This window comes from Runella zeae DSM 19591, assembly GCF_000423565.1.
GTDB lineage: Bacteria > Bacteroidota > Bacteroidia > Cytophagales > Spirosomataceae > Runella > Runella zeae.
The window spans coordinates 20662-46578 of sequence record NZ_KE384036.1 but is presented as its reverse complement, the minus strand read 5'-3'; the positions used below and the strand labels follow the sequence as shown (position 1 = coordinate 46578).

Sequence of the window (25917 nt, the reverse complement as noted above, 5' to 3'; positions counted from 1 at the left end):
TTGTTTAGGATTAGCCAAACAAATCTTCGTGCCGCTCTAGCATCAAGATGGCCGACTGAGGGACAATGATGTATTTTTCATCATTATACATCACCTCTATGGCATTGCGTTGGAGATAAATCGCAAGGTCGCCTTCTTGGGCTTGCAGAGGCATGTATTTTACTTTTTCTTCGGTTTCTTTCCAAGGTTCATCTTCTACGGGGCTGGGAATGGGGTAGCCTGGCCCGACTTTGATGACATATCCACTTTGTACTTGTTCTTTTTCGGTAACAGTGGCAGGAAGATAAAGGCCAGAGGAAGTCTGATCAACGGGATTTTTGGGTTTGATAAGCACGCGGTCGCCTACCACAATGAGGCGTTTAAGCTTGTTGTCAGGGGTTACTTCGAGCATAGACTAGGTGTTTATGAAAGTGTCGAATAAATAATCAATCACAAATGAAATTTGAGGTGTGAATGTAGTAACACACATAAAAAGAAAAAAGTTGAAGCGATTATAAAATCACCTTTCGACAAAAAGGAGGTTGACTCAGTACATAGGCGGCGTTTTCATCGCCCAATTCTACGGCCCTTGAAAGGTCTTTTTCGGCTTGTGATAGTTGGTGGAGCTTCAGACGAGCCAAAGCGCGCCAGCGAAGGGCGTTGGATTCGTTTCCTCTTGAAAACCAGACCGCTTTGTCGAATGAAAGAAAAGCGGTGTTGTATTCACCTAAAAAATAATGAGCCATGCCGTGGTCAAGGTGCACGTCGGCTAGGGTATTGTCAAAGCTAAGGGCTTGTCCTGAATCATAAATGGCCGAAAAGTAATTTCCTTCTTTGAGATTACATTTGGCTCGATAGGCGTAGGCAATGGCAGATTTACGGTATTCTTTGATTCTTTTATCAAAATAGACAAAAGCTTCGGCATAGGCCTGATTTTCGTACAGTTGTATTCCCTCTGATAGCCTTTTCCTTTCTTTGTCGGTTGGGGTATCGTGGTCTGTAAGATGGTATCGAAGTACTAAATACGGAATCAATAAAAGAATCAGCAAAAGCGTTTCCACGTTACAAAATCAGTGTCAGAGTTTATCAAATTTACCATATAGTAACGTTTGTTGCAACTATTTGGTTACAGCTTTCCTTGATTTTTGTGATAATGGGTGGATTTTATGATAATTTTGGGGACAATTCAGACTGAGAGATTATTTTAAAATACATTCTCCAAAAATCATGAGCACTTCTTTTTCAACAACTACTGACTTTTATCAAATTGATGACTTACTGACCGAAGAGCATCTCTTGGTGCGGGATGCGGTACGACAGATGATCAATCGGGATGTACGCCCCATCATCGAAGACTATGCTCAACGAGCCGCCTTTCCTGCCCATTTGATTCAAAAATTTGCCGAAATTGGCGCTTTTGGCCCTACCTTACCCGTGGAGTACGGTGGGGGTGGGATGGATTATATTGCGTATGGGTTGATTACCCAAGAAATTGAGCGTTGTGACTCAGGTATGCGCTCTACGGTATCGGTGCAGAGTTCGCTGGTGATGTGGCCTATTTTTGCTTATGGCTCCGAAGAGCAGCGCCAAAAGTACTTACCACGTTTGGCTTCGGGCGAATGGATCGGGTGTTTTGGGCTAACCGAACCCAACCACGGATCTAATCCCGCAGGTATGCTTACGCATTTTACGGATGAAAGTGACCATGTGGTTTTGAATGGTTCCAAAATGTGGATTACAAATTCTCCCGTGGCCGATATTGCGGTAGTATGGGCCAAAAACGAACAAGGGCGTATACAAGGACTGATTGTCGAGAAAGGAATGGAGGGGTTTTCGGCACCCGAAATCCATAATAAGTGGTCGCTACGGGCGAGTGTGACGGGAGAGTTGGTTTTTGACAATGTCAAAGTACCCAAGGCCAATATCTTGCCTAATGTGGAGGGGCTTAGGGGGCCGCTTGGCTGTCTCGACAATGCCCGCTATGGCATCGCATGGGGAGCAATAGGGGCTGCGATTGACTGCTATGAGACCGCCCGCAACTATGCTTTGGAAAGAATTCAGTTCGGAAAACCGATAGGTGCGTTTCAGATTCAACAACAAAAACTAGCCGAAATGTTGACCGAAATTACCAAGGCACAATTGTTGGCCTGGCGGCTAGGAACCCTCAAAAATGCCGGAAAAGCTACTACTGCTCAGATTTCGATGGCCAAACGAAACAATGTTGACATGGCTCTTCATATAGCTCGTGAGGCTCGACAAATGTTGGGAGGAATGGGCATCACGGGCGATTATCCTATCATGCGGCATATGATGAATCTCGAATCGGTGATTACGTATGAAGGTACGCACGATATTCATGCTTTGATACTTGGGCATGAGATTACGGGTATCCCAGCATTTAAGTAACACCTCTAATAGAAAGTTTCAGGGGGCGAGTCGCCCCCACAAATAAAATACATTACATATAAACCCACCTGTATGCGTTGGAACAATAAATATTTACCTTTTGTAGCTTTAATCATAGTCTATGTAATCGGGGCGTTTAGGATTGATATTATGGATATTGATGCGGCCCAATATGCTTCTATTGGGCGCGAAATGGCCGATAATGGGGAGTTTTTAGAAGTACAATTGCGCGGTCAGGATTATTACCTCGATAAGCCTCCATTGTTGTTTTGGATTTCGGCTATTATTTTCAAATTATTTGGCATCTCCAATTTTGCCTATCGCTTCATCCCAATTTTGTCGACAATCTTGGGCTTGTATGCCGTGTATCGTTTTACAAAACTTTATTATTCAGAACAAACCGCTTATGTGGCGGCGTTGGTGATGGGGAGTTGTCAAGCGTTTTTTTTGATGAATCATGATGTTCGATGTGATACTTTGCTTACCAATAGCGTCATGGTTTCTATTTGGCTAATCGCCGAATACCTACGGCATCGAAAATGGAAACATTTTGTCGGTGGATTTGTGTTTGCGGGTTTAGGAATGCTAGCCAAAGGCCCCATCAGCCTCATTGTAGTAGGCTCTGCGTTTTTTGTAGATTTTGTTTTAAAACGTCAATGGAAACAACTTTTCGACCCCCGTTGGATATTAGGAATTCCGGTTATTGGGCTTGTTTTGCTGCCCTATTGTATTGGATTGCTACGGCAGTATGGTACCGAAGGGATTGTTTTCTTTTTCTGGACTCAGAGCTTTGGGCGTATTACGGGCGAAAATCAGTGGGTAAATGATGCAGGATTATTTTTTCAGTCTCATAATTTCCTTTGGAGTTTTTTACCTTGGGTACTGGCTTTTATTCCAGCGTTGGTTTTTGCGATTAGGCAGGTAGTAAAACAAAAGTTTTTGTTGACTTCCCAAGAAGAAGCGATTTCGTTGGGAGGTTTTGTATTGCCTTTTATGGCTTTGTCTACGGCGCAGTATCAGTTGCCACACTATACCTTTGTGGTGTTTCCATTGGCGGCGGTTTTGACGGCTTCTTTCCTCATCAAAACCATCGAAATGCCCTCTTCTACGACAGTCTTTAAATGGGTGCGGGTGGGTTTGATTATCACCTCGGTCGTAATGGGCATTGTCATTTTGGCGGCCTGTACTTGGTTTTTTCCTTTAGAAAACATCGTTCTGATTGCCATCGTAGTGCTGTTGTCGGTTTTGGTGGTAAGGCTATACAGTACCCGACGTCCGGGTTTTTCGCAGCTTGTATTTGCTCCGTTTTTGACGGCTATTGCGGCCAACTTGGTGATGAATTATCATTTTTATCCCACGCTTTTGACCTATCAGATTGGATCGGTAGTAGGGCAAAAAGTAGCCAAAGATTATCAAGACAAAAAAGATGCCTTTTATATCTATGATTTGGAGGCTTCTACAAATTACAATATTTTTCATAGTGCGTTAGATTTTTATACCCAACGTACCACGCCTGTGATAAAGTCGGCAGAAGAATTAAAAACAACGAAGAAGGACAAAGAGATACTTCTCTATACCGATGAGCAGGGGCTTGCATCGCTCAAAACCATTGATAGTCAAGCTGAGGTGTTGCATTCTTACCAAAACTTTCACGTCACAGGTTTGACGCTTCCGTTTTTAAACCCCGCTACTCGGGCTACCGAAACCCAAGCACGGTATTTGGTTAGGTTGCAATAAATGTAGCATCAAGATAGAACCTTAGAACACAAGGTTCTATCTTAAAAATACTTCATTTGCCGTATCTAAGGCATCCTCTAGCCAATGAGGATTGATGAGAGCCATTTCTTGAGGAAGGTCGTTTTTGTTAAAAAACCTAAATTCAAAGCTTTCATTTTTAGAAAAGTCTTGCCCAATTTCTTCAAGAAGTTTTACTTCAAAATACGACGTAACATACTGAACTGACTGCTCAGGATAATGGTACGTCTGAAAATCGGGCGAGGAGTAGATGCCTATCAATCGGACGATTTTGGCTGATACGTTGGCTTCTTCGTAGATTTCGCGCAAGATCGCCTCTTGGATGCTTTCGCCGTATTCGACATGTCCCGATATAATGCACCATTGATTGACATCTTTGCGGCGCTGAAGAAGTACTTCTCCTTGAGCATTGAAAATAGCCGCTGCTACTGCTGGTAAGATTTTAGGAGAGGTCATACAAAAAAGTTTTTTAGGAAATAGAAGAAAGTTTGTGCTTGATAGACTCAATACGCTGAGCTACCGACAAATCTCCCCGGAGTTCGAGTATAGGGCAGGATTGTTGTTGAAGCCAAGCCTCATGAACTGCCAAAGTACGCCCTTTGGTAGAATTGTCGTCGTAGCCCGAAGCCCAAGTTACAAAATCATGATAGAGTTGACGGCGAATAGGGTCTTCAAAAATGTGATTGCCGTAGCGTTCTAACTCGCGATGATGCAATCTTGCCATCCGAATAGAATGAGGAATGTATAAAAACACCACTAAATCAAATTGCATCCATTCTTGCTGGCCCCAACTTACAATCGACCCACCTAAAATCCAACTAGGATGAGGAGCTAAATTGTTGGAAAGTAGAGTGTTGCGCAGGGTTGGCTCTCTTTTGACCGTGAAAGGAAGAGCTGTTTGTTCCCAAAAATAAGAGTCTGTATCGAAATAAGGAATGTTTAATTCGGCAGCCAATGCCCTACCAAGCGTAGTAACTCCGCTTGCAGAGGCACCAAAAATGTGAATTTTCATATGATTTCTGTCTTTCTTGGCTGTTTTTGAAAAATAAACGAGAAGGTACTAACGCTCTAAAAGTGAGCCTATTTCTGGGAAGACAATTATAAGTGCTTGGTGAGTACAATCATGTGACGACACAGTACTCCATTTTCATAAATAGGCTCCTCGTAGTTTTCAATGAAAAAATCCTTTTTGATACCTGAGATTTCAAAGCCCTGTTTTTGGTATAAGTACAGCTGACCCAAACTAGAATCTGCCGTGCCAATAATTAAAATTTTAAAAGATTTCTCCTTGGCTTTAAGGGTGGCATCATCAAGCAAAATGCTACCTAAGCCTTTGTTTTGGTATTCGGTTTCTACGGCGATATTTTTAATTTCGATTTCATCGTCGTTGAGCGGAGTGAGTACATAAGCCCCTACGATAGCTTCCTCAAGCGAAGCTACGTATACTTCACCACTGAGTAGATAGTCGTCGATCAATTTTTGGGAAGGATCGGCAAGAAGTAATAAGTGATAAGGAATTTCCTCCTCGGCGCTCAATTGCCTGATTTTTAGGCTTTCTGTTAAATCTACATTCATTTGTTGGGGCGTATCTATTAATGAAAGTGCTTGAGAATACTACTTCTATCTTTTCCAAAACCTACAAACAAAAAAAGACGTGCTTTCTGGTTAGGTCTTAAATCCTAAAAACAGATTTTATTGAAGCCATTTCAAAGAGACAAAAATATAGATTCCTGCCGAAATATGCCTCCACTAAAAGGAAGAAACCCCTATAAATCTAATCGTACTAAGTCGCGAGTCGTCCTTAATCGTTATAATTAGTGCAATTTAGCCACTAAATCGTTAGAATTATTAAAAAGTGTTTTGCCCAATAGCCGTGGGTAGCCCATCTAAACTTTTGAGGTTTTTTTCTTGAATATATTCTTGTAGTCCTTGTTCTCCTTTCTTTTCGGCCCACTCAAAATGAATGCTCCTTTCTCCCACGTATTCATAAAGCGGCACCCCAAATCCGCAGGAAGTTTGAACAAGATCTATATCCGCCACTATGATTTGGCGTGTGCTTGGGTATATTGTAAAATGGGGAGCATACATTTGCCACTCTTCCGAATGAGGTAGTACTGTTTTTCCCTTTCCATAAAGACGAAGAATAAGCGGAGTTTTGTCAAATGAGCAAAACATGATTGTAATGCGGCCATTTTCGAGGACATGAGCGGAGGTCTCGTTGCCGCTACTAATCAAATCCATGTAAGCCACTTGATGGCTATTAAGAACCCTGAAACAATCAAGTCCTTTGGGTGAAAGATTGACGTGCCCTTCGCCACTCAAAGGGGCGGTACTGACAAAGAATAAATGCTGATTTTGAATAAAATCTTGATGAGCTGGCGCGATAGAAGAGTGAAATTTTCCCATGATGATTGAATCTAATAATAAAGAAGAAGGCGATATGGTTTACTCATTTTCAACGTTTGTCTTCCTAAGTTAGTTCGACCAAAACCGCCACAATTGTATAAGTAAATTGCCAATAAAAAGGTATTTTAAAGCTATATCACTAATCTATTTTCTGACGTATGAGCCTGATTCCTGCTTTTCAAAAAGACGAAACCTTGTTACAAGATATTTTTTCTCACTCCACTGTTGAGGAAGGCTTTGGGATATGGTGGCTAGGGCAGAGTGGTTTTCTGGTTCAGTTTAGGGGAAAACATTTACTCTTTGATCCTTACCTGTCAGACTCATTGACAGTCAAATACGCAGCTACCGACAAGCCTCATACGCGTATGAGCGAGCGTGCTATCAATCCCGCCAAACTCACGATGATAGATATAGTGACTTCTTCACACAATCATACGGATCACTTGGATGCCGAAACGCTCCTACCGCTCATTGCCCAAAATCCCAACATACAGTTTATAATACCCGAAGCCAATCGAGCTTTTGTTTGTGAGCGTTTGGCGTGTGCGATGGATTTTCCAGTGGGACTCAACGACGGTGAGGGTATTGAAATACAGGGTTTTAAGATAATAGGCGTACCTGCCGCTCATAATGCCCTCGAAAGAGACAATCTGGGGAGGTGTAAATACATGGGATTTGTGGTGGAGTTTGGAGGCTATCGGGTATACCACTCGGGCGATACCCTTTGGTACGATGGTATGGTCGAAATATTGAAGCCTTTTGAGGTGGATGTGGCTTTTTTGCCCATCAATGGCAACAAGCCAGAACGTAAAGTAGCGGGCAACCTGAACGCCGAAGAAGCGGCTCGTCTAGGTAAAGAAATTAGGGCTAAATTGGTGATTCCGCATCATTACCACATGTTTAGTTTTAATACCGAAGAACCGCAAGAGTTTGAGAAATATGCTGATTTGTACCAAACCCCTCACCAAATTCTGGAAATAGGCCAAGGGGTTTGGATTCGATAAATTAATTGACGCTTTTTTCGAGCGTTTCAAAATTCATCATATTGTTTTTTTCTTCTTTTTTACGAATACCAAAATTGTACAAAACATTAATCCCAAACCGACGGGTATCACTTTGGCGTTTGCCATAGGCCGTAATACTTCCTTGCTGAATGCTGAACTGATTGTTTGAAGTAAAGAAAACGTCATTGGCCGAGAGGGCTACGGTGAGCTTACGGTCAAAAAACTTACGGTTAAGGTTGATGTTTAAAGCACCAAAATTACTTAATTCATAAAATTGAAGTTGCCCTTTTAGTCTAACAAAACCGTTGAGAGTCAGGGTAGTTAGATTGTCTATTTTGAGCGAATGGAAAGTAAAAAATGACCACGAACCCCGCTGAAAAGTCAACGGACGTCCTTCATAAAACCCGTCGTATTTGTTGTGGTTATATTGGGTTCCTACCACAAAAAAGTATTTACCACCCGGAGGAATAGCCCCCATAAGTCTAAAATAGGTTTCTTGATTTTTGCCTAAGTTGTCATAAGTACGGTAAGCTAGGCTTGGATTCTGGGCATCTTGGTAGACTACATTCGTAAAAATGTCGCGGGTATAATTGCGCCCAATCGCAAAAATAGGACGTTCTTGGACGCTGATATTGGCCTCGATATTTTCGGTAAATTGAGGTCTAAGCGAAGGGTTTCCAGATTCGTAGAGGTATTGGTCTATGTATCGCGGAAAAGGATTGAGGTATTCATAAACGGGACGTGTGATAGAGCGCCGATAAACCAAATAGCCGCGAAGCTCGTAGCCGGCGATTTTGGATAAGCGTCGGCTCAAAAATACATAAGGAAAAAGATCCGTACGACGAAGTCTAAAAGAGGTGTCGCTTGGGCTGAGTTGGTGCCCATCCATGCGGGTATTTTCTAAACGAACCCCCATTTTAATGACAAAGGCGTTGATAGTTTTGGAGCCTTGTAGATAAGCAGAGTTGATGTTTTCGTCGTATTCAAAAGTCCGGGTGCGGAAATTATCAGGGCGTCTTATACCTCCTACCTCGCTAAAATACTGTGTCTGGTTATTGAAGTGCTGAAGAGTAGTTTTGAGGCCTGTTTCCAACAAGATTTTATGGGGAAATTGGTATCGAAAATCCGTACGAGCATTGAAAAAGTGCCTTTTGTTGTCAATGGAGCCATCTCCACCAATCACTGGTCGAATAGGTTGGGTGAAGATGGTACTAAACTGCTGTGTACCATTGCTTTGGGAGAAATTGTAGGAGGCATCTATCGTAAACTCCGAACCTAAGGAGTCTATTTTGTATTTGGTCGAAATGTCTTGATTGAACGAAAAGGCGCGGGTGTTGTTTTGAAGGGTATTGGTATTTTGGGTAATAACAAGCCCCTCGCTTAGGCTGCTTATTTGATTGAGATTGTCGGCCAGAGATTGAAACTTATTAAAAGAGAGGCGGTCGTCAAAATTGATTTCCCATTTTTTGTTGGGAGTAAAACCCATTCCAAAACCACTGTAAAACACTTGGCTAGGGGTCGTCGTGAATGACCGCTGGCTTAGGAGCGAATCGGCGGTAAAAGGACGATCTGTAGTGAGCTGGTCATAGCTATTGCGTTTGTTATAATTTAGGGTCAAATACGAGCTACGGTTGCCGTCATTGTGATTGATAGTTCCTCCTACAAATTGATTTCCGTACCTTCCTTGATTCATACCAGCGCTAAGGCTCCCCGTGATGCCGAGTTTTACGCCTTTTTTGAGTACCACATTGACCACGCCTCCACTACCACTAGCGTCAAATTTGGCAGAGGGAGTTCTTAAGATTTCAATTTTGGCGATGCTGTTGGGAGGGAGATTCTTGAGTAAAGAAGCAATGTCGGCGGCGCTCATTTTTTGTTCTCTACCATTGATATGCACCGTGGCAGGGGTAGTACTACTGATGTAGATATTGCCGTCGGGGTCAATGAAGAGACCAGGAATTTTTTCCATGATTTCCATGGCATTGGTACTTACGCTGGCGATAGGCTCAGGGTCTACGATGGTTTTATCATCTTCTTGGAGCATGAGCGGCTTTGGAGCGGTGACTACTACTTCGTTGAGCGTTTTTTTATCTACTTGCATCACAAACGTCCATTCACTTTGGGAGGAGGGGTTGATGGTAGTTTTGAAAGGAGCAAAGCCCACCGAAGTAGCTTCTAGTCGATAACTTGTGTTGGGAGATTTAAGTACAAAAACGACATTGCCCTCTACATCGGCTACTCCAAAGAGTTTTTTGGTAGAGTCGGTTTGTTCTGTTAAACGAACCGTAGCCCCAATCACCGGTTCTTTGTTGGAATCAGTAAGACGAATGCTGAGTTTTTGGGCGAATACCGACGAAATAGACAACAATAAAATAATAACTACAAAAAGACTGAAATGCTTCATATTGGCTGTTAGTTAAGAAAAATAGAATCGGTACTAGGTATTAGGAACGGCGTCAAGCTCCAATACCTCATGGCTCCAGCGTCTGACTTGCTGGGTAAGTATAGGATCGTTGGAGAGTTTTTTGCCATAAGACGGAATCATCTCTTGGAGCTTGTTTTGCCATGCTTCTGATTGCATTTCTGTTTTGAAGCATTTGTTTAGCAAATCAAGCATAATCGAAACTGAGGTAGAAGCACCGGGGGAGGCTCCTAGCAATGCCGCAACGCTTCCGTCGGCTGCTGCGACTAGTTCTGTCCCAAATTCTAAAACCCCTCCTTCCTTTTCGTCTTTTTTGATGACTTGGACTCGTTGCCCCGCAATAGCCAACTCCCAGTCTTCGGCCTTGGCAGCAGGCATAAACTCACGTAAAGCTTCCATTTTGTCCTCAAAACTCATCATCACTTGCTCAATAAGGTACTTGGTAAGAGGTAAGTTGTGAATCCCTGCGCTCAACATAGGAAGCAGATTGTCGGCGGTGATAGAAAAGGCCAAGTCAAGAAAAGAGCCTTCTTTGAGAAATTTGGTAGAAAAGCCCGCAAAAGGACCAAAAAGTAATTGCTTCTTGCCATTGATGATGCGCGTGTCTAGGTGAGGCACTGACATAGGAGGAGTACCCACTTTGGCTTTCCCGTATACTTTGGCGTGGTGCGCTTCAATCAAAGTTTCGTTTTGGCACACGAGCCATTGTCCACTGACCGGAAATCCTCCAAAACCTTCTCCTTCTTCAATATCTGATTTTTCGAGCAATGGAAGTGAGCCTCCACCTGCCCCGATGAAAACAAATTTGGTCCGAATCCATTCGTGGTTTTCGGTGGTTTTGTCCTCAATTCTTAGCAGCCAATGTTCATATTCGTCTCGTTGCATTGCAATCACTTCGTGACTTAGCGATACTGCTACCTCATGACTTTCTTTGAGGTGATTGAAAAGGCTGCGAGTGAGTTCTCCAAAATCAACATCGGTACCGATGTCTATGCGAGTAGCAGCTATCTTTTGGTCAGAGTCACGTTTATTCACCATGAGTGGAATCCACTTGCTTAGGGTTTCATAGTCGTCGGCAAATTGCATACCCGCAAAAAGGTGTGAACTTTGCAGTGCTTCAAATCTTTTTCGTAAAAAAGAAACATCTTCCTCGCCTTCGACAAAACTCATATGAGGAATACTATTGATAAAAGATTTTGGACTACTAAAATAACCGTGTCCTACCAAATAGGCCCAAAATTGCTTAGAAATCTCAAACGACTCTATGATTTTGAGGGCTTTGGATATATCAATGGTTCCGTCTTCTTTTTGGGGCGTATAATTGAGCTCACAGAGGGCCGAGTGGCCCGTGCCTGCGTTGTTCCAAGCGTATGAGCTTTCGCCAGCTACGTGGTCTAATCTTTCAAAAATTTCAATTTTTAAATCGGGCTGAAGTTCTTTCAAAAAAACAGCTAAAGTAGCACTCATAATGCCTGCACCGATGAGTACTACATCGCAATCGACCTGAGAACGAGATGACATACGCTAATAATGGATTTTAGAGATTGAGAAGTTGTTTAGTTTGATGGGTTAAAAATAGGGCTTAATCAAAAGATTGTCAATGATTTATTTTAAGTGTGGTTGGTCATTCATTGCAACTATCCGCTTATAAATAAGCAAAATCGCGACCTCGTAGGACGCGATTAGCTGACTGGTGTTATTACGAAAGCTTTCTTATTGCGGCTGCAACTGGCTCCTGATGCGATTGGCAGTATTGAGGTCACCTTTGCGTTCGTAAGCCAAAGCCAAATATTGGGCAGCATCACGATTTGAAGGGTCTTGGTTAAGCACCTCCGTGAGCATAAAAATCGCGTTATCGTTTTGGTTGAGATTGATATACGTAATCGCCATGGTAGTCATTGCCCCTAAGTACTCAGGAAAAATCTCAAGGGCTTTTTGGGTAGTCTGTAAGGCTTCATTGAGGCGGCCTACGTTGTTATACGCATTGGCCAAATAAAGCTTAATAACCTCATTGTTAGGGTCGGCTTGTTGGGCTCTTTCGAGATAAGGTATCGATTCCGCTATTTTGCCTTCTTTGATAAGTTGAATTCCCTTAAAGTCATCTTTCGAGATTCGTTTGATTACCACTCCAATGGGTGCACCATTGACCGTAATGGTATGAATCGTACCCGCCGGTGGAAATACATTGGAGTTGCGGAAGTGGCTCGGGGTGAGGTGTCCTGTCAAGAATACCCCATAATCCCAATCATGTTCAGAACGCTGATAGTAGCGTCGATAAGCCATTTTGAGTTTGGGATAATCCGTAAAATAATCTTTGAGAGGAATATAATAATCACTCGCAATAACCACGCTATCGGTTTGGATATTGGGGATGTTTTTTTTCATCCAAGCGGCTATTTCGCGGGTACTAGTTCCAAAATAGTCCGTCTCGTATTGTCCAAAAGCGCCCTTGACACCGCCCGTAAGTTCGTTATAATAAGTGTATTGATAAGGGTGATTTTTGACCATAAACCACAAGGGCAATGCCACCAATATCGCCAGAATCCCCGCCAAGATTTTTTGTCCAGTATTTGAAAAACGTTGGAGCAAATATTCAAATCCTACTGCTGCAAGCGCCACCAATGGAGGATAGATAAAGGTAGTATGGCGCCAACCATTATAGAAAGCTGAGTTTTTTGAGATTCCGTAAATAAGCGGAAACATCCCCACAAACAACACAATGAAGAGATAACGCTGATTGAAATATTTCTTTATAAACGGGAAAATAAGGACAAAAATCAGCAAACCCGCCAAAAAATATAATGGAGTCGAAACCATCATATATTTTGGAACATAGTACCAAGGCAAAGCCGTAGAATATATTTTGGAGCCTTCAAAGAGAGTTTTGATGCTAATCGGGAAGTTGGTGAGAGTCTGTAAAGCTACGAGCGGGTTTTTGAAAGGATTGGCTAGCGCAAAAGGCCAGAAAAGAATACCTAAGATATATCCTCCCAAGGTAGCGGCGGTGGTTTTTAGGGCCACATCTTTGATCAAAGTGCTTTCGGAGAAGATGGTTTTGCGCAGACCTTTACGGAATAAGATTTCGAAAACCACAAAAAAAGGTACATATCCTACCAATGCCAATCCCGGTGCACGGCTTCCTAAACCAATCCCGATACCCGCAATCAGAAACAAGCTAGTGCGCCAAGAAGGGCGGGGGAGTTCTTGCAAAAATTTAATCAAAAAGCATATCGTTACAATATAACCTGCGGCAAACGTAATGTCTTTGGGGTTGTTCATTGAATCCCCAAAAATACGAGGCGAAAACAACGTAAACACCAAGGCAATGACAGCGACCCGCCAATTGCCGCCAAGAAGACGAGCAATAAGGCCGCATCCTACCATAATGAGTACACCCATCAGAGAAAGCAATAAATGCCTGACGGTATAAGGATCGGCACCAGTAGTGCGATAAATCGCCGCTGATATAAGATCTAAGGTAGGCCCATAGCAATACATCACTTCACCACCACGCGGAGCATAAGTGAGGGCGTCTTTTTTCTGCCCAAGACTTGTGAAATAATCCAAGCAAAGTTCGCCGTAGGCTTTGTTACCCCATTCATCGGCGGTGATACTGTACTGAGTACTCAAAATGGGCATTCCGATGAGGAGCACCAAAGCTAAACCCCAAAAAATTTTACGAAATAGCGCATTGTTTACCTTGGCAATCGGAGGCTTTGATGTAGCTTCTGCCACAAAGCTTTGGGTAGATAGAATACTAGGTTCAACAGGTATAACTTGTTGCTTTTGAGTTGGTTTGGCGGGTTGAGGGTTCCCCTTTTTGGATTTTGACATAACCACAGACATTGGAAAACAAGTCAAATGTAAGGTGATATGCCCAATATCTCCAAAACTGTGCCAAGATTTAAAAAACGCTATCTTTGCAGCTTAGTTACTTTAGGAGTACACTCAGAGGCGCGTTGCGAGCGTTATGCCCTACAAATAATAGGAGAAATACCTACCTAATTGATTTTATACTGTGGTTCCGTCATTACTAATTTCTTTGCTTTTGTGGATTTGGGATAATCGTTCCTTTGATACAATTTCGCGCAGTAATCGAGCCAAAATGGAAGCCCAAGAAGCATATACAAACCAAGACTATAAAAAAGCTACGGAAGCCTATCGTGATGTGACTTCGGCCTCACTCTTTGCCGAACCCGAAGCGCGGTTGAATTTGGCGCATTCCTACTTTCAATTGAAACAACTAAAAAGTGCGCGACGCTATTATAATAAACTTGCTCGACTAAAAGACCCTTTTTTGGCCTCCAAAGCCCTGAATCAACTTGGAATAATTGCGGTTTTAGAGAAAGATACCCTTGCGGGACTCAATTATTTAAAAGAAAGTCTCAAGGAAAATCCTGATAATCAGAAATCAAGATTTAATTATGAGTTTTTGAAAAAGAAATACAGCGGGATTGTTCCCGAATCTAAATCTTCTCCAAACACCACTCGAAACGAAACCACCAAGGAAACAAAACCTACCAAAACGGAGAGTCCTCAAGTAGCACAGGAAGCGATAAAGACAGAGCAGAAAAAAGATATTCTGAATCGCCTCCAAAATATCAAAATGACGGAAGTACAGGCTATGATGATATTAGACGCACTAAAAGCCTCCGAAATTCAATATTTACAACAACAGAAACATCGTTCAAACATTCCCAATGATGATAGCAAAGGAAAATGGTAAAACCGCCCTTTGTACCATCACTTTAATCTAAAACCCCCAATGCAAGCGCTTACTCAAACCAATTTTCAGTTTCCTAATCAGACGGGCTTTTATCGTGGCAAAGTTCGTGATGTATATAGTTTTGACGACCGTGTGGTGATGATTGCCAGCGACCGTATTTCGGCCTTCGACGTGATTTTGCCACGAGCGATTCCTTTCAAAGGGCAAGTGCTAAATCAGATTGCGGCTCATTTTTTGAGAGCTACGGCCGATATTGTCCCCAATTGGTTGATTGATGTGCCAGACCCTAACGTCAGTGTGGGTCACAAATGCGAAACTTATCCGGTGGAAATGGTAGTGAGAGGGTACTTGGCGGGACATTCGGCTCGTGAGTATAAGGCTGGTAAGCGTAGTGTATGTGGCGTGACCCTACCCGAAGGATTAAAAGAAAATGACCGTCTTCCTACGCCTATTATTACACCTACTACTAAGGCACACGAAGGGCACGACGAAGATATTTCGAGAGAGCAAATCTTGGAGAGAGGTATAGTGTCGGAAGCAGAATATGTACAATTAGAAAAATACGCCTTGGCACTATTTGAGAGAGGAACCCAAATGGCAGCACAGCAAGGGCTTATTTTGGTAGATACCAAATACGAGTTTGGCCATGCCGAAGGTAAAATTTACTTAATCGATGAAGTGCATACACCTGATTCTTCACGGTATTTTTATGCGGATGTATACCAAGAAAATCAACAAAAAGGCTTACCACAAAAACAATTGTCGAAAGAGTTTGTGAGAGAATGGTTGATTGCAAATGGTTTTCAAGGTAAAGAAGGACAGCAAGTTCCTGAAATGTCAGACGAATGGGTTTTGCAGATTTCGGCGCGTTATATAGAGCTTTTTGAAAAGGTAACAGGTCAGTCTTTCGTAAAAGCTTCTACCGAAGATATTTTGCAAAGAATAGAAGAAAATATCAAGGGTTCGCTATTTTCGCGTTGAGAATACGTTATTCATTAATCGCTACCTGCTAAATGCCCTTGACACTTAGCGTTTAATTCTTAACCACCAACATCTAATGAACTATACCATTCAAAAACACGAGCAATACGCTCTCATCAACGTTCAAGAAAACAAGTTTGAAGATACTTTTGCTGCTGATTTAGAGGCAGTATCACGAACGTTATTTCGTGAAGGCTTTCACAATCTTATCATTGATTTTAGTACGGCCAAAAGCATTGACAGTGCTGGGATTAGTGTTTTAAAGAAAATCAACATGCTGTGTTCGAGAGAATTAGGTGTTTTGGTTTTGGTGTCGGACGATGATGATTTTGTAGATCAGCTTATCGATGGTAAAATCCGTGATGTCACCATTCTACCTACTGTCGAAGAAGGCATTGATGCCGTTTTTATGAACGATTTGGAAAATGAATTTGGCGCTGACAGTGATGACTTCAACGACGATGACATGGACGAAGACGGCTACACTCAGAGCGAAAAACCTTAAATGCAATTTACAGTCACAATTTTGGGGGCAGGTTCGGCTACCCCTACCATAGGGCGGCATCCTTCTGCGCAGTTGATTTCTTACGAAAACGAAAATTTTCTGATTGACTGCGGAGAAGGTACGCAAATAAGGCTCTTAGAGTACAAAATTCGCCCTAGTCGCCTTAGAGCGATTTTTATCTCTCATTTGCACGGAGATCATTATTTTGGGCTTATTGCCTTACTGTCAAGTCTCAATTTGGGAGGTCGTACCGACGACCTCCATCTTTTTGGCCCACGCGGTCTTGATGAGATATTACTCCTTCAATTTAAGTATTCACAGACACCGCTTCATTTTACTATACATTTTACGGTAGTAGACACTACCCAACATACTCAAGTTTTTGACCATCCTTGTTTTACGGTACATACGATTCCGTTGCAACACCGTGTGCCGTGTGCAGGCTATCTTTTTCGTGAAAAGCCCCATAAACGTAAGCTTATCAAAGAAAAAATTTCAGACCAGATGTCGTATGAGTGCTTGAAAAAGCTTAAAAATGCGGAACATGTTTATGACGAATCTGGGACGATACTCTACAATTTTGAAGAATATACCCTACCCGCACCCGCGCCACGTAGTTATGCCTACTGCTCCGATACACGGTTTTACGAGCAACTTTCTGAATATATCAAAGGAGTAGATTTACTTTATCACGAAGCTACTTTCATGGAAGATTTGGCGCAGCAAGCCTATGAGCGCTATCATGCTACGGCCAAAGATGCCGCTCGCACCGCGTCTAAAGCAGAAGTGGGGCGGCTGTTATTAGGCCATTTTTCGTCTAGGTATAAAGAGTTTAGTGGTTTTTTGCAAGAAGCACAAAGTATCTTTCCGGCAACTGAGATTGCCGAAGAAGGTAAAACATTTGCGGTGGCACCTTTCTCTTCTATTTTATTTTAATGACCCAAAAGTCCACTGAGCCTCTTGAAGATTGACTTTTGTCGTTTCCAAGGTTTGAGTTGCTTGTTCCTGCCAATAAAAAGCCATTATCAGCAGTAGTGGCGATGGCATTGAGAGATTCATTGCTGCCTCCTCCAAAAGCTTTATCCCATTTTTTCTCTCCGTTAGCGGTTATTTTTAGGATCCAAAAGTCGGGATTAGCCCTGGCAAGGCGTGTTCTATCACCTGATAAAGTAGAATTGCTAGAACCTGCCACAAACCAATCTTCATTGCCGATAGGAGCCACGCTGGTCAAATTTTCGAAGCTATTTCCACCCCATGTTTTATCCCATATTTTATCACCATTAGGAGTTATTTTTAGAGTCCAAAAATCGTTTTCTCCTCTTGAGGGTTGAGTTTTGTCACGGGAGTTAGAAGAGCTACTAGTGGCACCCAAGATATAGTTGCCGTCGGAGGAAGAAATAATACTAGAAATATATTCGCTTTTATTTCCACCAAATACTTTGTCCCATTGTTTATTGCCGCTGGCATTAATTTTGACAATCCAGATATCTTCTTCACCTATTGAAGGCTGGGTTTTGTCTCCCCCAACTCCCGAAGCGGAAGTGCCTGTCAGCAAAAATCCCCCATCGGCAGTAGTTATCATTCTATAAATTTGGTCGGGGCGGTCACCTCCGTAGGTCTTATCCCATACTTTGATACCATTGGCATTAATTTTTAGTACCCAAAAGTCCGTAGAACCTTTGGAGGCTTCAGTCTTGTCAGCTCCTATTCCAGAGCTACTATCACCTCCTAATAGGTATCCACCATCGGAGGTAGGTATTATGCTTCTCAAATTATCAAAACTATACCCGCCAAGTACCTTATCCCATTGTTTATCGCCGTTGCTATTGATTTTGACAATCCAGTAATCAGAACTTCCATTATCACCTTTGGAGTTTTCTGACTTGTCGGTCGAGGCACTTGAATGGCTATATCCACCCAAAATAAATCCCCCATCAGAGGTAGCAATTATACTTGTTAGGATGTCATGTTGGTCACCTCCGTAGGTTTTATCCCACTCTTTGTCACCGTTGGCGTTGATTTTAACCACCCAATAATCTGATTCTCCCTTCGCGGTTTGGGTCTTGTCACCAGAGATACCCGAATAACTATATCCACCGATTAAATACCCACCATCCACTGAGGGAATGATAGTAATGACTCCGTCCGAATTATTGCCTCCAAATACTTTATCCCATATTTTCCCCCAGGCTTTTCCTGTAAGCGCACGAGTGGCCAGATCTGTGTTATTGTTGTATTTGACAACCAAGTCATTGTTGTAAGTTCCAGAAGCAGGAGGAATAAATGAGACTTGAAACGTGACAGAATCTTTGGCAGCTAAATCGCTCAGAGTAGTGCCTGTAGTAGATACATATCCCATCGGAATTTGAAGATTAATACCCGTGGCGGTGGCGTCGCCTCTATTTTTAATTACCAATGTTTTAGTGACAGTATCACCTTGCCAGATTTCACCATAATCGGTGTTTCCACTTATAGAAAGAGAAGGCCCCAGTTTTTCTTGTAAAGTAATGCATCCAGAAATGAATACTATTGAGAGTGAGGCTACTACGAAGGAAGGGTAAAGTGTTTTCATAACAGCTTGGTTTTTGGAAAAACTTATTAAATATAAGTACTTTTACTCAGAAAAACAAGCCAATAAATCGAAATATAATCTATAATAGTGTAGGTGGTGATGTTTTTAAATGCCTGACTATCAGTTTAAATAATATTGTTTGTATTTATTTTACGCGCAACGTATGTAACCTATGACGTTTGAGATGATAAGTAGGAAAACTAAGTCGTTTGCATAGAAGCCCCAAAGAAGCGATTCCGCCGCCAATTAAGGCTGATTTAGGGTCAAACTGTACTGCAAACTCCATTCCACCTTTGTAAATAAAGGTATCACTCAGCAAAAAAAGTCCTCCTGCTACGGGGAGCATATACGCGCCTTGGGTTACCCACGGGATGCGGCGATACACCCTAATTTTGCGTACTTCTGGAAATTTAATTTCGGTATATTCATTTTCGTTGATAATATCGTTGAAGCGCGCAATGGTGAATGAACTATCTGATATGGCGACAATAGTCTCGTTAAAACGTTTGGGCTTTCCTTTGAGCTTGAATTGTAGCTGGTCGCCCACAAAATAACGATGGCGAGTAATTCCACCCCAACGATAAACATCTAATGCTAAGTAGCGACCGTCGCCATTGAGCATGGTTTGGTATTGAGGATTTTGTCGTAAAAATAGCTCCTTATCGCTCAATATTTGCTGGGCTATACAAGAGAAGGATAAGAAGAATAGAAAGATAAAAGGCAAGTATCGTTTAGGCATGATGTGCTGTTTTTTAACTAAACGTATAATCTCCAAAAATGATTGTTGATTTTTTTGGAAAAAGTGGATATCAAAAAAAGAGGCAGCCAAGGCCGCCTCTCAGTATGTTGTGAGTAGAATACTTAATCAATTAGAACTACTTTGAGTAAGGTTAAAAGTATTGTTGGTACCTGATTGATTGTTGTTTAAGGTGCTTCCATTCCCAGATTGGGTGATTGTGACAGAGTTGTATTCACCTGTTTGACTGCTTTCTATAGTCAGGTCGGAACCTGATTGGTTGTTCCGAACGGTGTTTTCAATACCTGCTTGGGTAAAAGACGCAAAATTGTCACTTCCATTTTGGTCAGAAGTGATGATGTTGGTTTCACCACTTTGCGACAATACCTCCACTTGGGCGCTACCACGTTGATTGCTAGTAATATGATGCCCTGCACCTGCTTGGGTAATAGTAGCACTATGTTCGCCATCATTATACTGGCTAATAACTACCGAATTGTCACTACTCTGGGCTGCTTGCGTAATCGAGACACTACTTTTGTTGGTTTGTTGGGATACGTCAACGGTATTATTGCTACCATTTTGGTAAATATCGATGTCATTTTCGTTGCCATTTTGGGAGATAGTAGTAGAGTGCGTACTACCTTCTGCTCCTATTTGTGTAATTGATACTTCATTGTGTTCACCTTCCTGTGAGCCTTCAAAGTTATTGGTAGCATTGTCGGCTGATTGGTTGATACTAAAGCTATTATTGCTACCTGTTTGAAAAATGTTGGCTTTATTATATCCTTCTTTTTCCGCTTTTTGGATGATGCTAGAAGTACTATAAGAACCTTCTTGAATGATTTGACTATTGTTTTGGCTTAGCTCGTTAGCTTCTTGATCGATAATAGCAGTATTGCCAATACTTGTGTAAGAACTACCAATATTGGCGTAGTTTTTTGCAACTTTTTCAACGGCCTTTTGGGTGATTGTACCTTGATTGAATTTACCGTGAGCAACTAAGATATTTCCACTATTAAATCCACCTGCTGATGCGTGTTGAATAACTGAACTGGTGTTTTCTTCCGCCGTATTTTGGGGATTGATTCCGCCGATAAGTGAGGTGTTTGTGCTGCCTTCTCCACCAATTGCTGTTTGTTCGATGGTCGCCGTATTTTTTTTATCATTTTGGAAGAAACTGACCATGTTTTCTCCCAAGCCAATTGCAGTTTGGCTAATCTGCGCGCTATTTTGGTTAGGGGGCAAAGCCCCTGTGGTAAATTGTTGAGATATATTGGCAGTATTGACACTTCCTAGCCCAGAAGCAGATTGGTTTAAGACTACGCTGTTGTTTGTATAATCTTGGCGAATTGTGGCATTATTTGCTCCTTGATTGGAACTAGTTTGAGTAATATTAGCAGAATTAGTTTGAGAGGTTTCTGTAGAAGAATTCCATAACTCTAGCGTATTTTTACTTCCTATTCCGTCTGCATTTTGATTGACTATTGCCGTATTGTCAGTGCCATTTTGATTGATAGTACCTGAATTTTCTCCTCCATTAGTAGCCGACTGTATAAAGTCAGAGGAATTGGCTGCAGATGTATTAAAGCTTTGGTAAACAATTGCCTGATTTTTGCTGTAGTTAATTGCTGTTTGGTCGACTTTTGATAAATTGTTGGATTGATACTGAGCTACAATTACTGTATTGGTACTGCCTTCTCCTGCATTTTGGATGATGTTTGAAGCATTTGACGTTGTATTGGGGTTGTTTTGGAAAACAGTAACGGAGTTTTTACTAGATACTCCGGAGGCCGTTTGTGAAACTGTCGCTGAGTTGTCATCTTTTGCTTGATAGATAGAGGCCAAGTTACTTCCCTGAGCATTAGCTTGTTGGGTGAGACTTACTTCATTAGCTCCGTCATTTTGGATAATAGTAGCTTCGTTGGTACTACCTGCATCTTCCGCAGTTTGGCTTAATGTCATCTCAGCACCGTTACCAGATTGAGTAACTGTACCTTTGTTATAACCTCCTGCCAAAGCGTCTTGGCTAATTTGGCTAGTGTTGTTATTGGCTTCTAATTGGTATTGATATACTCTTATTTCATTTTTGCTAAGACTGCTTCCGGTTGCTTCTTGGTTTAAGGTAGTGGAGTTGTTTGTGTTACCCTGTAGTATTTCAGCAGAGTTGTTTCCATTATTGCCTGCTGTTTGCATTACTTCTGCGGAATTAGACTCCGATGTCCCATAATGTTGGTCAACAGCCACATCGTTATTGCTGTTGTTACCATTGATAGTTTGTGTTACGGTCGCTGAATTATTTTTGGAGGAGATGAATGGAATTCCTACTAGTTGGTATCGCTGATAGATGTTAGCTGAGTTATTACTTTGGTCGCCTTGAATAGTTTGAGTAACATCTTTTTGATTTCCTTCGTTTTCTTGGCCCTCATCACTAACAGACGTAGTGTTTTTCGATTGCGTCCCTGTAACCTCTTGAAGAAGGTTCACTGACGAAAATTTACGCGCTGATATAGAGGCATAATTCTCAACTTGTTCACCACTTGCTTTTTGGGTGATTGTTACATTGCTTGAGTTATGGTATTGACCAATATTTGCATAATTGATGGCGTTATCTGCCACCTCCTGAGTAATTGTAGCAGTGTTATCTTGAGGAAGATTGGCACCCGACTGATTGATGCTTGCTATATTCTTTCCTATGCCATTTCCTTTAGCTATTTGAGTGATGTTGCCTTCATTTCCAGAAGAATTATTTTGGAAGATATGAGCTGTATTTTGAGAATTTTCTACGCCTGATTGCGTAATGTTTGCTTTATTGGAAATGGAGGTAGATTCGTCGTGATAGACATAAGCTACGTTTTTGCTGCTACTACCACCGCTGATGGATTGACTAATGGTGGAGTTGTTGTTGGTACCTTTATCAATTGAATGAGCTTCGTTTTTGGCGGCTCCTGCTGCATCTTGGGAGATGTTGGCTGAAGAACCATTTCCTCCTTGTGAGATAAAAGATTCATTATAGCTGCCTTGACCATTAGTTGTTTGTGATAAAGTGAGGCTATTATCGCTATTAATTTGCGAAAGATTGTCTACTTTATTTGCTCCTCCTTTTTGGGCATTTTGTGTAATCACCGCACTATTGCCTGACAGGGCACCTGCACCGTGATAGAAGCGGGTAAAATTGGTGCTCCCTTCCCCAGTAGCGGTTTGCTCCAGGGTAGTGGTGTTGTTGCTTCCACTTTGGTCGACATAACCCGTGTTACTACCACTCTGTGAAGCAATTTGGGTGATTTGCCCAATTGATTCTGCTGCGACAGTTAAGGATGCGGTATTTTTACTGGGACCTGCATCACTTATAGTTTGAGAGATAGTACCAGCACTGTTTGTGCCCAAATGCCATAACTCTGCGCTATTTTCACCCAGATTTTGGGTGTTTTGATAGATACTTCCTGTAGAGTTTGTGGCAGTAAAGTTTGAAGACTGAATAATACTAGCCGTATTTTTAGCACCTGTTCCAGTGGCAGACTGGTCGATAATGCCCTCATTGTCAGTATAGCTTTGGCGGATTTTTCCAGTGTTTTGCCCACCATCTATTGCCGATTGGGTAAGCTGGGCAAAATTAGCGCTTTGAGTATCTGAGTAGTGCTGCCCAATTTCGGCTGTATTGTTACTTCCAGCACCGGATGCCGTTTGTGATACAGTACCTACATTATAAGTCCCTTTTTGCTGGGTAGAACTTGTATTTTGACTATTATCAGAGCTTTCTTGTTCTACCAACGCATTATTGAAAGAAGACGCATTGCCATAGGATAGCTGAGAGATAGTACTAGAATTGTTTGCAAACTCAGAAGCAGTTTGTATAACTGAAGCATTGTGCGACGCATTATCTTGAGCAATTGTACTAAAGTTTTGGCTCGATAGGCTCGAAAGTTGGTGAGTGTTAGCAAAATTGTCAGTACCACGCTGGACAATACTGCCTGAGTTGACACTCATTGATGTGGCATGTTGGCTGAGTTCGGTGGTAGCTCGAACGCCCATTTGCTCCACAGTAAATTTATTTTCACTCTCATGGATACTTTCTTGGCTTCCCGTAAAAGTATTGTCAGAAGAAGTTTGTTTGATAGTAATGTCATTACTACTTGTTTCAGGTGACGAATTTTGCGTAAGCGTTACGGCATTATTGGTTGAAGTTTGGGTAATGTCTGTATTATTGGCACCACTACCTGTTTGGGTTACAGAAAGAGAGTTTTGTGAATAGGTTGTAATTGCAAAAAGTAGTGCAGCAACAGTAAGTATTTGTTTCTTCATAAAAAGAATTGAATAATAGAAGTTCGTTTGTGTATGGATGCAAAATACAATTATAAAAAAACTTTTGGATATAAGTAGGGTAAAAAATAATAATCTAAATATTTATTAGAAAAATGAGTGAAATTAAAGCGAATTAATAATATCATTAAATGTCTGATATTCAATATGTTTAATAATTAACATTGCCTACTTACTTAATTATTTGAGCAAAATTAAACTACACTATAATTATTTCTAAATCGCTGATTATCAATACAATTAACTGATAACGATTAGCATTGCTTACTTGAGTAAATGTGCAAAATTAAAGTGGATTAATTATATTATTAAGATCCTGATATTCAATACGATTGACATTGCTCGGCTGCTTAAAATGGATTTGGGAGTATTTAAAAAAAAAGCAGCAGTTTATAATTACAAACCACTGCTAGAATATAAAAAAATACAAAATTTTACAAACTCACGCCACGTTTCCAAGGCATAAAATCGTCTTGGCCAAGCAATTGGGCTTTTGTTTTTATGGTGCCGCTTGCGAGTTGGATACAATATTCAAGTAGTTCTTCGGCGGTTTGTTCGATGGTTTTTTCACCCTCAATGATAGCTCCACAATCAAAGTCAATGATATCGGGCATTTTCTGTGCTAGTTTGGTATTGGTCGAGACTTTGACAATCGGACAAATGGGGTTGCCGGTAGGCGTGCCAAGGCCCGTGGTAAACAAGGTGATTGTGGCCCCAGAAGCGGCCTGCCCTGTAGTGGCCAATACATCGTTGCCAGGGGTGCATACCAAGTGCAGACCAGATTCTTGGGCTACTTCGGTATAGTTTAGTACATCCGCAATAGGAGCTGTACCGCCTTTTTTGGCGGCTCCTGCTGATTTGATAGCATCGGTGATGAGACCATCTTTGATGTTACCAGCCGAAGGGTTCATGTCAAAACCGGCTCCTACTGCCTCTGCTTTGGCGGCGTAGTCGCGCATGAGGGTCTCAAATTTTTGGGCTTTTGCTTCGCTTGTACAGCGGTCGATGAGCTCTTGTTCTACACCACATAATTCAGGAAACTCGGCAAGGTAAGTATTGCCTCCTAAGGCCACCACCAAATCCGACAAATGACCTAAGACAGGATTGGCCGAAATTCCCGAAAAACCATCCGAACCGCCGCATTTGAGGCCGATATTGAGTTTTGATAGGGGAGCAGGTTGGCGCTCAAGTTTGTTGGCTTCAATCAACCCTTCAAAGGTTGCTTTGATGGCAGCCGACATCATCTCAAATTCTGTACCGTAGGCTTGTTGTTCAAAAAATAAAATAGGCTTATCAAAATTCGGATTTCGAGTTTTGATTTCTTTCATCAAATCATCGAATTGCGTTTTTTGGCAGCCAAGACTCAAAACGGTGATACCCGTAACATTGGCATTGTTGGCATAAGCTCCAAACAAAGCCGCCAATACTGCCGATTCTTGGTTACTCTCGCCACAGCCCGATTCGTGCGTCAAAAACTTGATGCCGTCAAGGTTTTTAAACAAAGGTTCGGGGCCTAAGTTCAGGGTTTGGGTAGTGGCATTATAGCTTTTGAGGGCAGCGTTATCGGCTTTTTCGTATAGTTTTACGAGGTCGTTGACTTGCTTTAAATAAATGTCTGGAAAAGCATACCCAAGTGCTTTGTCGAAAGCATCTTTAAGCTTGAGAATGTTACGGTTTTCGCAAAAAACCAGCGGAATCACTAGCCAATAATTCGCAATTCCTACTTGTCCGTCTAAACGAGGAAAACCCATAAAAGTGCGGTTGACCCATTTTGAAACATCTGGCGCTACCCAATTGGTTTGGGGTTTGCGTTTTGTTACCGAAAATTCGTCGGATTCATGCTTGAGGTTGAAAGTAGTGATTTGCTCCCCCCTTGCGATAGGTTGAGTAGCTTTGCCTACTAGCACCCCATACATAGTGACGTGGTCTCCAACGGCTAAATCATGGGTAACAAATTTGTGTTTAGCGGCAATCGCCCTAGGCAATACGTAGGTCTCGCCTTCAAATTCTATAGTTTCGCCTGCTTCAAGGTTACGAAGGGCAACGATTACATTATCCGATGCGTTTACTTTTAAAACTTTGTGTTGCATGTTTAGAGGTGTTAA

General features: G+C 41.9%; 20 protein-coding genes. 7 read left to right on the top strand and 13 right to left on the bottom strand.

What is annotated here, in order from left to right; genetic code table 11:
* Nucleotides 1–10: 10 nt before the first annotated feature.
* Nucleotides 11–391 carry a co-chaperone GroES gene (locus G563_RS0118610; protein ID WP_028666623.1) on the bottom strand — a complete coding sequence of 127 codons (381 nt, stop codon included), beginning with the start codon at nucleotides 389–391 and terminating at the stop codon, nucleotides 11–13.
* 100 nt (nucleotides 392–491) lie between these two features.
* Nucleotides 492–1040: a tetratricopeptide repeat protein gene (locus G563_RS0118605; protein WP_028666622.1), complete on the bottom strand. Its 549-nt coding sequence runs from the start codon at nucleotides 1038–1040 to the stop codon at nucleotides 492–494.
* 166 nt (nucleotides 1041–1206) lie between these two features.
* Between G563_RS0118605 and G563_RS0118600 the strand changes: the two genes are divergently transcribed.
* Both G563_RS0118600 and G563_RS0118595 read left to right on the top strand, forming a co-directional pair.
* The gene (locus G563_RS0118600; protein ID WP_028666621.1) at nucleotides 1207–2385 is read left to right on the top strand and encodes an acyl-CoA dehydrogenase family protein; all 1179 of its coding nucleotides are present in this window, start codon (nucleotides 1207–1209) and stop codon (nucleotides 2383–2385) included.
* Nucleotides 2386–2457: 72 nt separating this feature from the next.
* Entirely contained in the window at nucleotides 2458–4122 is a 1665-nt protein-coding gene (locus G563_RS0118595) for an ArnT family glycosyltransferase (protein WP_028666620.1), read from the top strand.
* Between the two features lie 36 nt (nucleotides 4123–4158).
* On the opposite strand, the gene G563_RS0118590 is transcribed toward G563_RS0118595, so the two are convergent.
* The 4 genes from G563_RS0118590 to G563_RS0118575 form a co-directional block, all read right to left on the bottom strand.
* Nucleotides 4159–4596, bottom strand: coding sequence for an NUDIX domain-containing protein (locus G563_RS0118590; RefSeq protein ID WP_028666619.1), 438 nt, complete (start codon nucleotides 4594–4596; stop codon nucleotides 4159–4161).
* Nucleotides 4597–4609: 13 nt separating this feature from the next.
* Nucleotides 4610–5152, bottom strand: coding sequence for a P-loop NTPase family protein (locus G563_RS0118585; RefSeq protein ID WP_028666618.1), 543 nt, complete (start codon nucleotides 5150–5152; stop codon nucleotides 4610–4612).
* Nucleotides 5153–5238: 86 nt separating this feature from the next.
* The gene (locus G563_RS0118580; protein WP_037327508.1) at nucleotides 5239–5715 is read right to left on the bottom strand and encodes a GNAT family N-acetyltransferase; all 477 of its coding nucleotides are present in this window, start codon (nucleotides 5713–5715) and stop codon (nucleotides 5239–5241) included.
* Between the two features lie 273 nt (nucleotides 5716–5988).
* A complete protein-coding gene (locus G563_RS0118575) occupies nucleotides 5989–6546 on the bottom strand; it encodes a pyridoxamine 5'-phosphate oxidase family protein (protein WP_028666616.1) in 558 nt (185 codons plus the stop codon).
* 158 nt (nucleotides 6547–6704) lie between these two features.
* Between G563_RS0118575 and G563_RS0118570 the strand changes: the two genes are divergently transcribed.
* Nucleotides 6705–7550 carry an MBL fold metallo-hydrolase gene (locus tag G563_RS0118570; protein WP_028666615.1) on the top strand — a complete coding sequence of 282 codons (846 nt, stop codon included), beginning with the start codon at nucleotides 6705–6707 and terminating at the stop codon, nucleotides 7548–7550.
* Nucleotide 7551: 1 nt separating this feature from the next.
* On the opposite strand, the gene G563_RS0118565 is transcribed toward G563_RS0118570, so the two are convergent.
* From G563_RS0118565 to G563_RS0118555, 3 genes are all read right to left on the bottom strand, one after another.
* The gene (locus G563_RS0118565) at nucleotides 7552–9954 is read right to left on the bottom strand and encodes a TonB-dependent receptor (protein WP_028666614.1); all 2403 of its coding nucleotides are present in this window, start codon (nucleotides 9952–9954) and stop codon (nucleotides 7552–7554) included.
* A gap of 33 nt (nucleotides 9955–9987) precedes the next feature.
* Nucleotides 9988–11493, bottom strand: coding sequence for a malate dehydrogenase (quinone) (gene mqo / locus G563_RS0118560; protein ID WP_028666613.1), 1506 nt, complete (start codon nucleotides 11491–11493; stop codon nucleotides 9988–9990).
* 192 nt (nucleotides 11494–11685) lie between these two features.
* Nucleotides 11686–13806 (bottom strand): tetratricopeptide repeat protein, encoded by a 2121-nt coding sequence (locus G563_RS0118555; RefSeq protein ID WP_028666612.1) that lies wholly within the window; start codon nucleotides 13804–13806, stop codon nucleotides 11686–11688.
* A gap of 208 nt (nucleotides 13807–14014) precedes the next feature.
* Between G563_RS0118555 and G563_RS0118550 the strand changes: the two genes are divergently transcribed.
* The 4 genes from G563_RS0118550 (at nucleotide 14015) to G563_RS0118535 (ending at nucleotide 17120) form a co-directional block, all read left to right on the top strand.
* Nucleotides 14015–14698: a tetratricopeptide repeat protein gene (locus G563_RS0118550; protein ID WP_028666611.1), complete on the top strand. Its 684-nt coding sequence runs from the start codon at nucleotides 14015–14017 to the stop codon at nucleotides 14696–14698.
* Between the two features lie 39 nt (nucleotides 14699–14737).
* A complete protein-coding gene (locus tag G563_RS0118545; RefSeq protein ID WP_028666610.1) occupies nucleotides 14738–15679 on the top strand; it encodes a phosphoribosylaminoimidazolesuccinocarboxamide synthase in 942 nt (313 codons plus the stop codon).
* Nucleotides 15680–15755: 76 nt separating this feature from the next.
* Nucleotides 15756–16184, top strand: a complete 429-nt coding sequence (locus tag G563_RS38700; RefSeq protein WP_028666609.1) for an STAS domain-containing protein — start codon at nucleotides 15756–15758, stop codon at nucleotides 16182–16184.
* Complete coding sequence (locus G563_RS0118535; protein ID WP_028666608.1) at nucleotides 16185–17120, top strand: ribonuclease Z; 936 nt, start codon at nucleotides 16185–16187, stop codon at nucleotides 17118–17120.
* On the opposite strand, the gene G563_RS0118530 is transcribed toward G563_RS0118535, so the two are convergent.
* From G563_RS0118530 to G563_RS0118515, 4 genes are all read right to left on the bottom strand, one after another.
* Nucleotides 17107–18756 (bottom strand): CARDB domain-containing protein, encoded by a 1650-nt coding sequence (locus G563_RS0118530; protein ID WP_028666607.1) that lies wholly within the window; start codon nucleotides 18754–18756, stop codon nucleotides 17107–17109. The two genes, G563_RS0118535 and G563_RS0118530, sit on opposite strands and share 14 nt — an antisense overlap.
* 145 nt (nucleotides 18757–18901) lie before the next feature.
* Complete coding sequence (locus G563_RS0118525; protein ID WP_157585465.1) at nucleotides 18902–19495, bottom strand: hypothetical protein; 594 nt, start codon at nucleotides 19493–19495, stop codon at nucleotides 18902–18904.
* Between the two features lie 126 nt (nucleotides 19496–19621).
* The gene (locus G563_RS0118520; RefSeq protein WP_028666605.1) at nucleotides 19622–23794 is read right to left on the bottom strand and encodes a beta strand repeat-containing protein; all 4173 of its coding nucleotides are present in this window, start codon (nucleotides 23792–23794) and stop codon (nucleotides 19622–19624) included.
* Between the two features lie 452 nt (nucleotides 23795–24246).
* Nucleotides 24247–25902, bottom strand: a complete 1656-nt coding sequence (locus tag G563_RS0118515; protein ID WP_028666604.1) for a UxaA family hydrolase — start codon at nucleotides 25900–25902, stop codon at nucleotides 24247–24249.
* Nucleotides 25903–25917 lie beyond the last annotated feature (15 nt).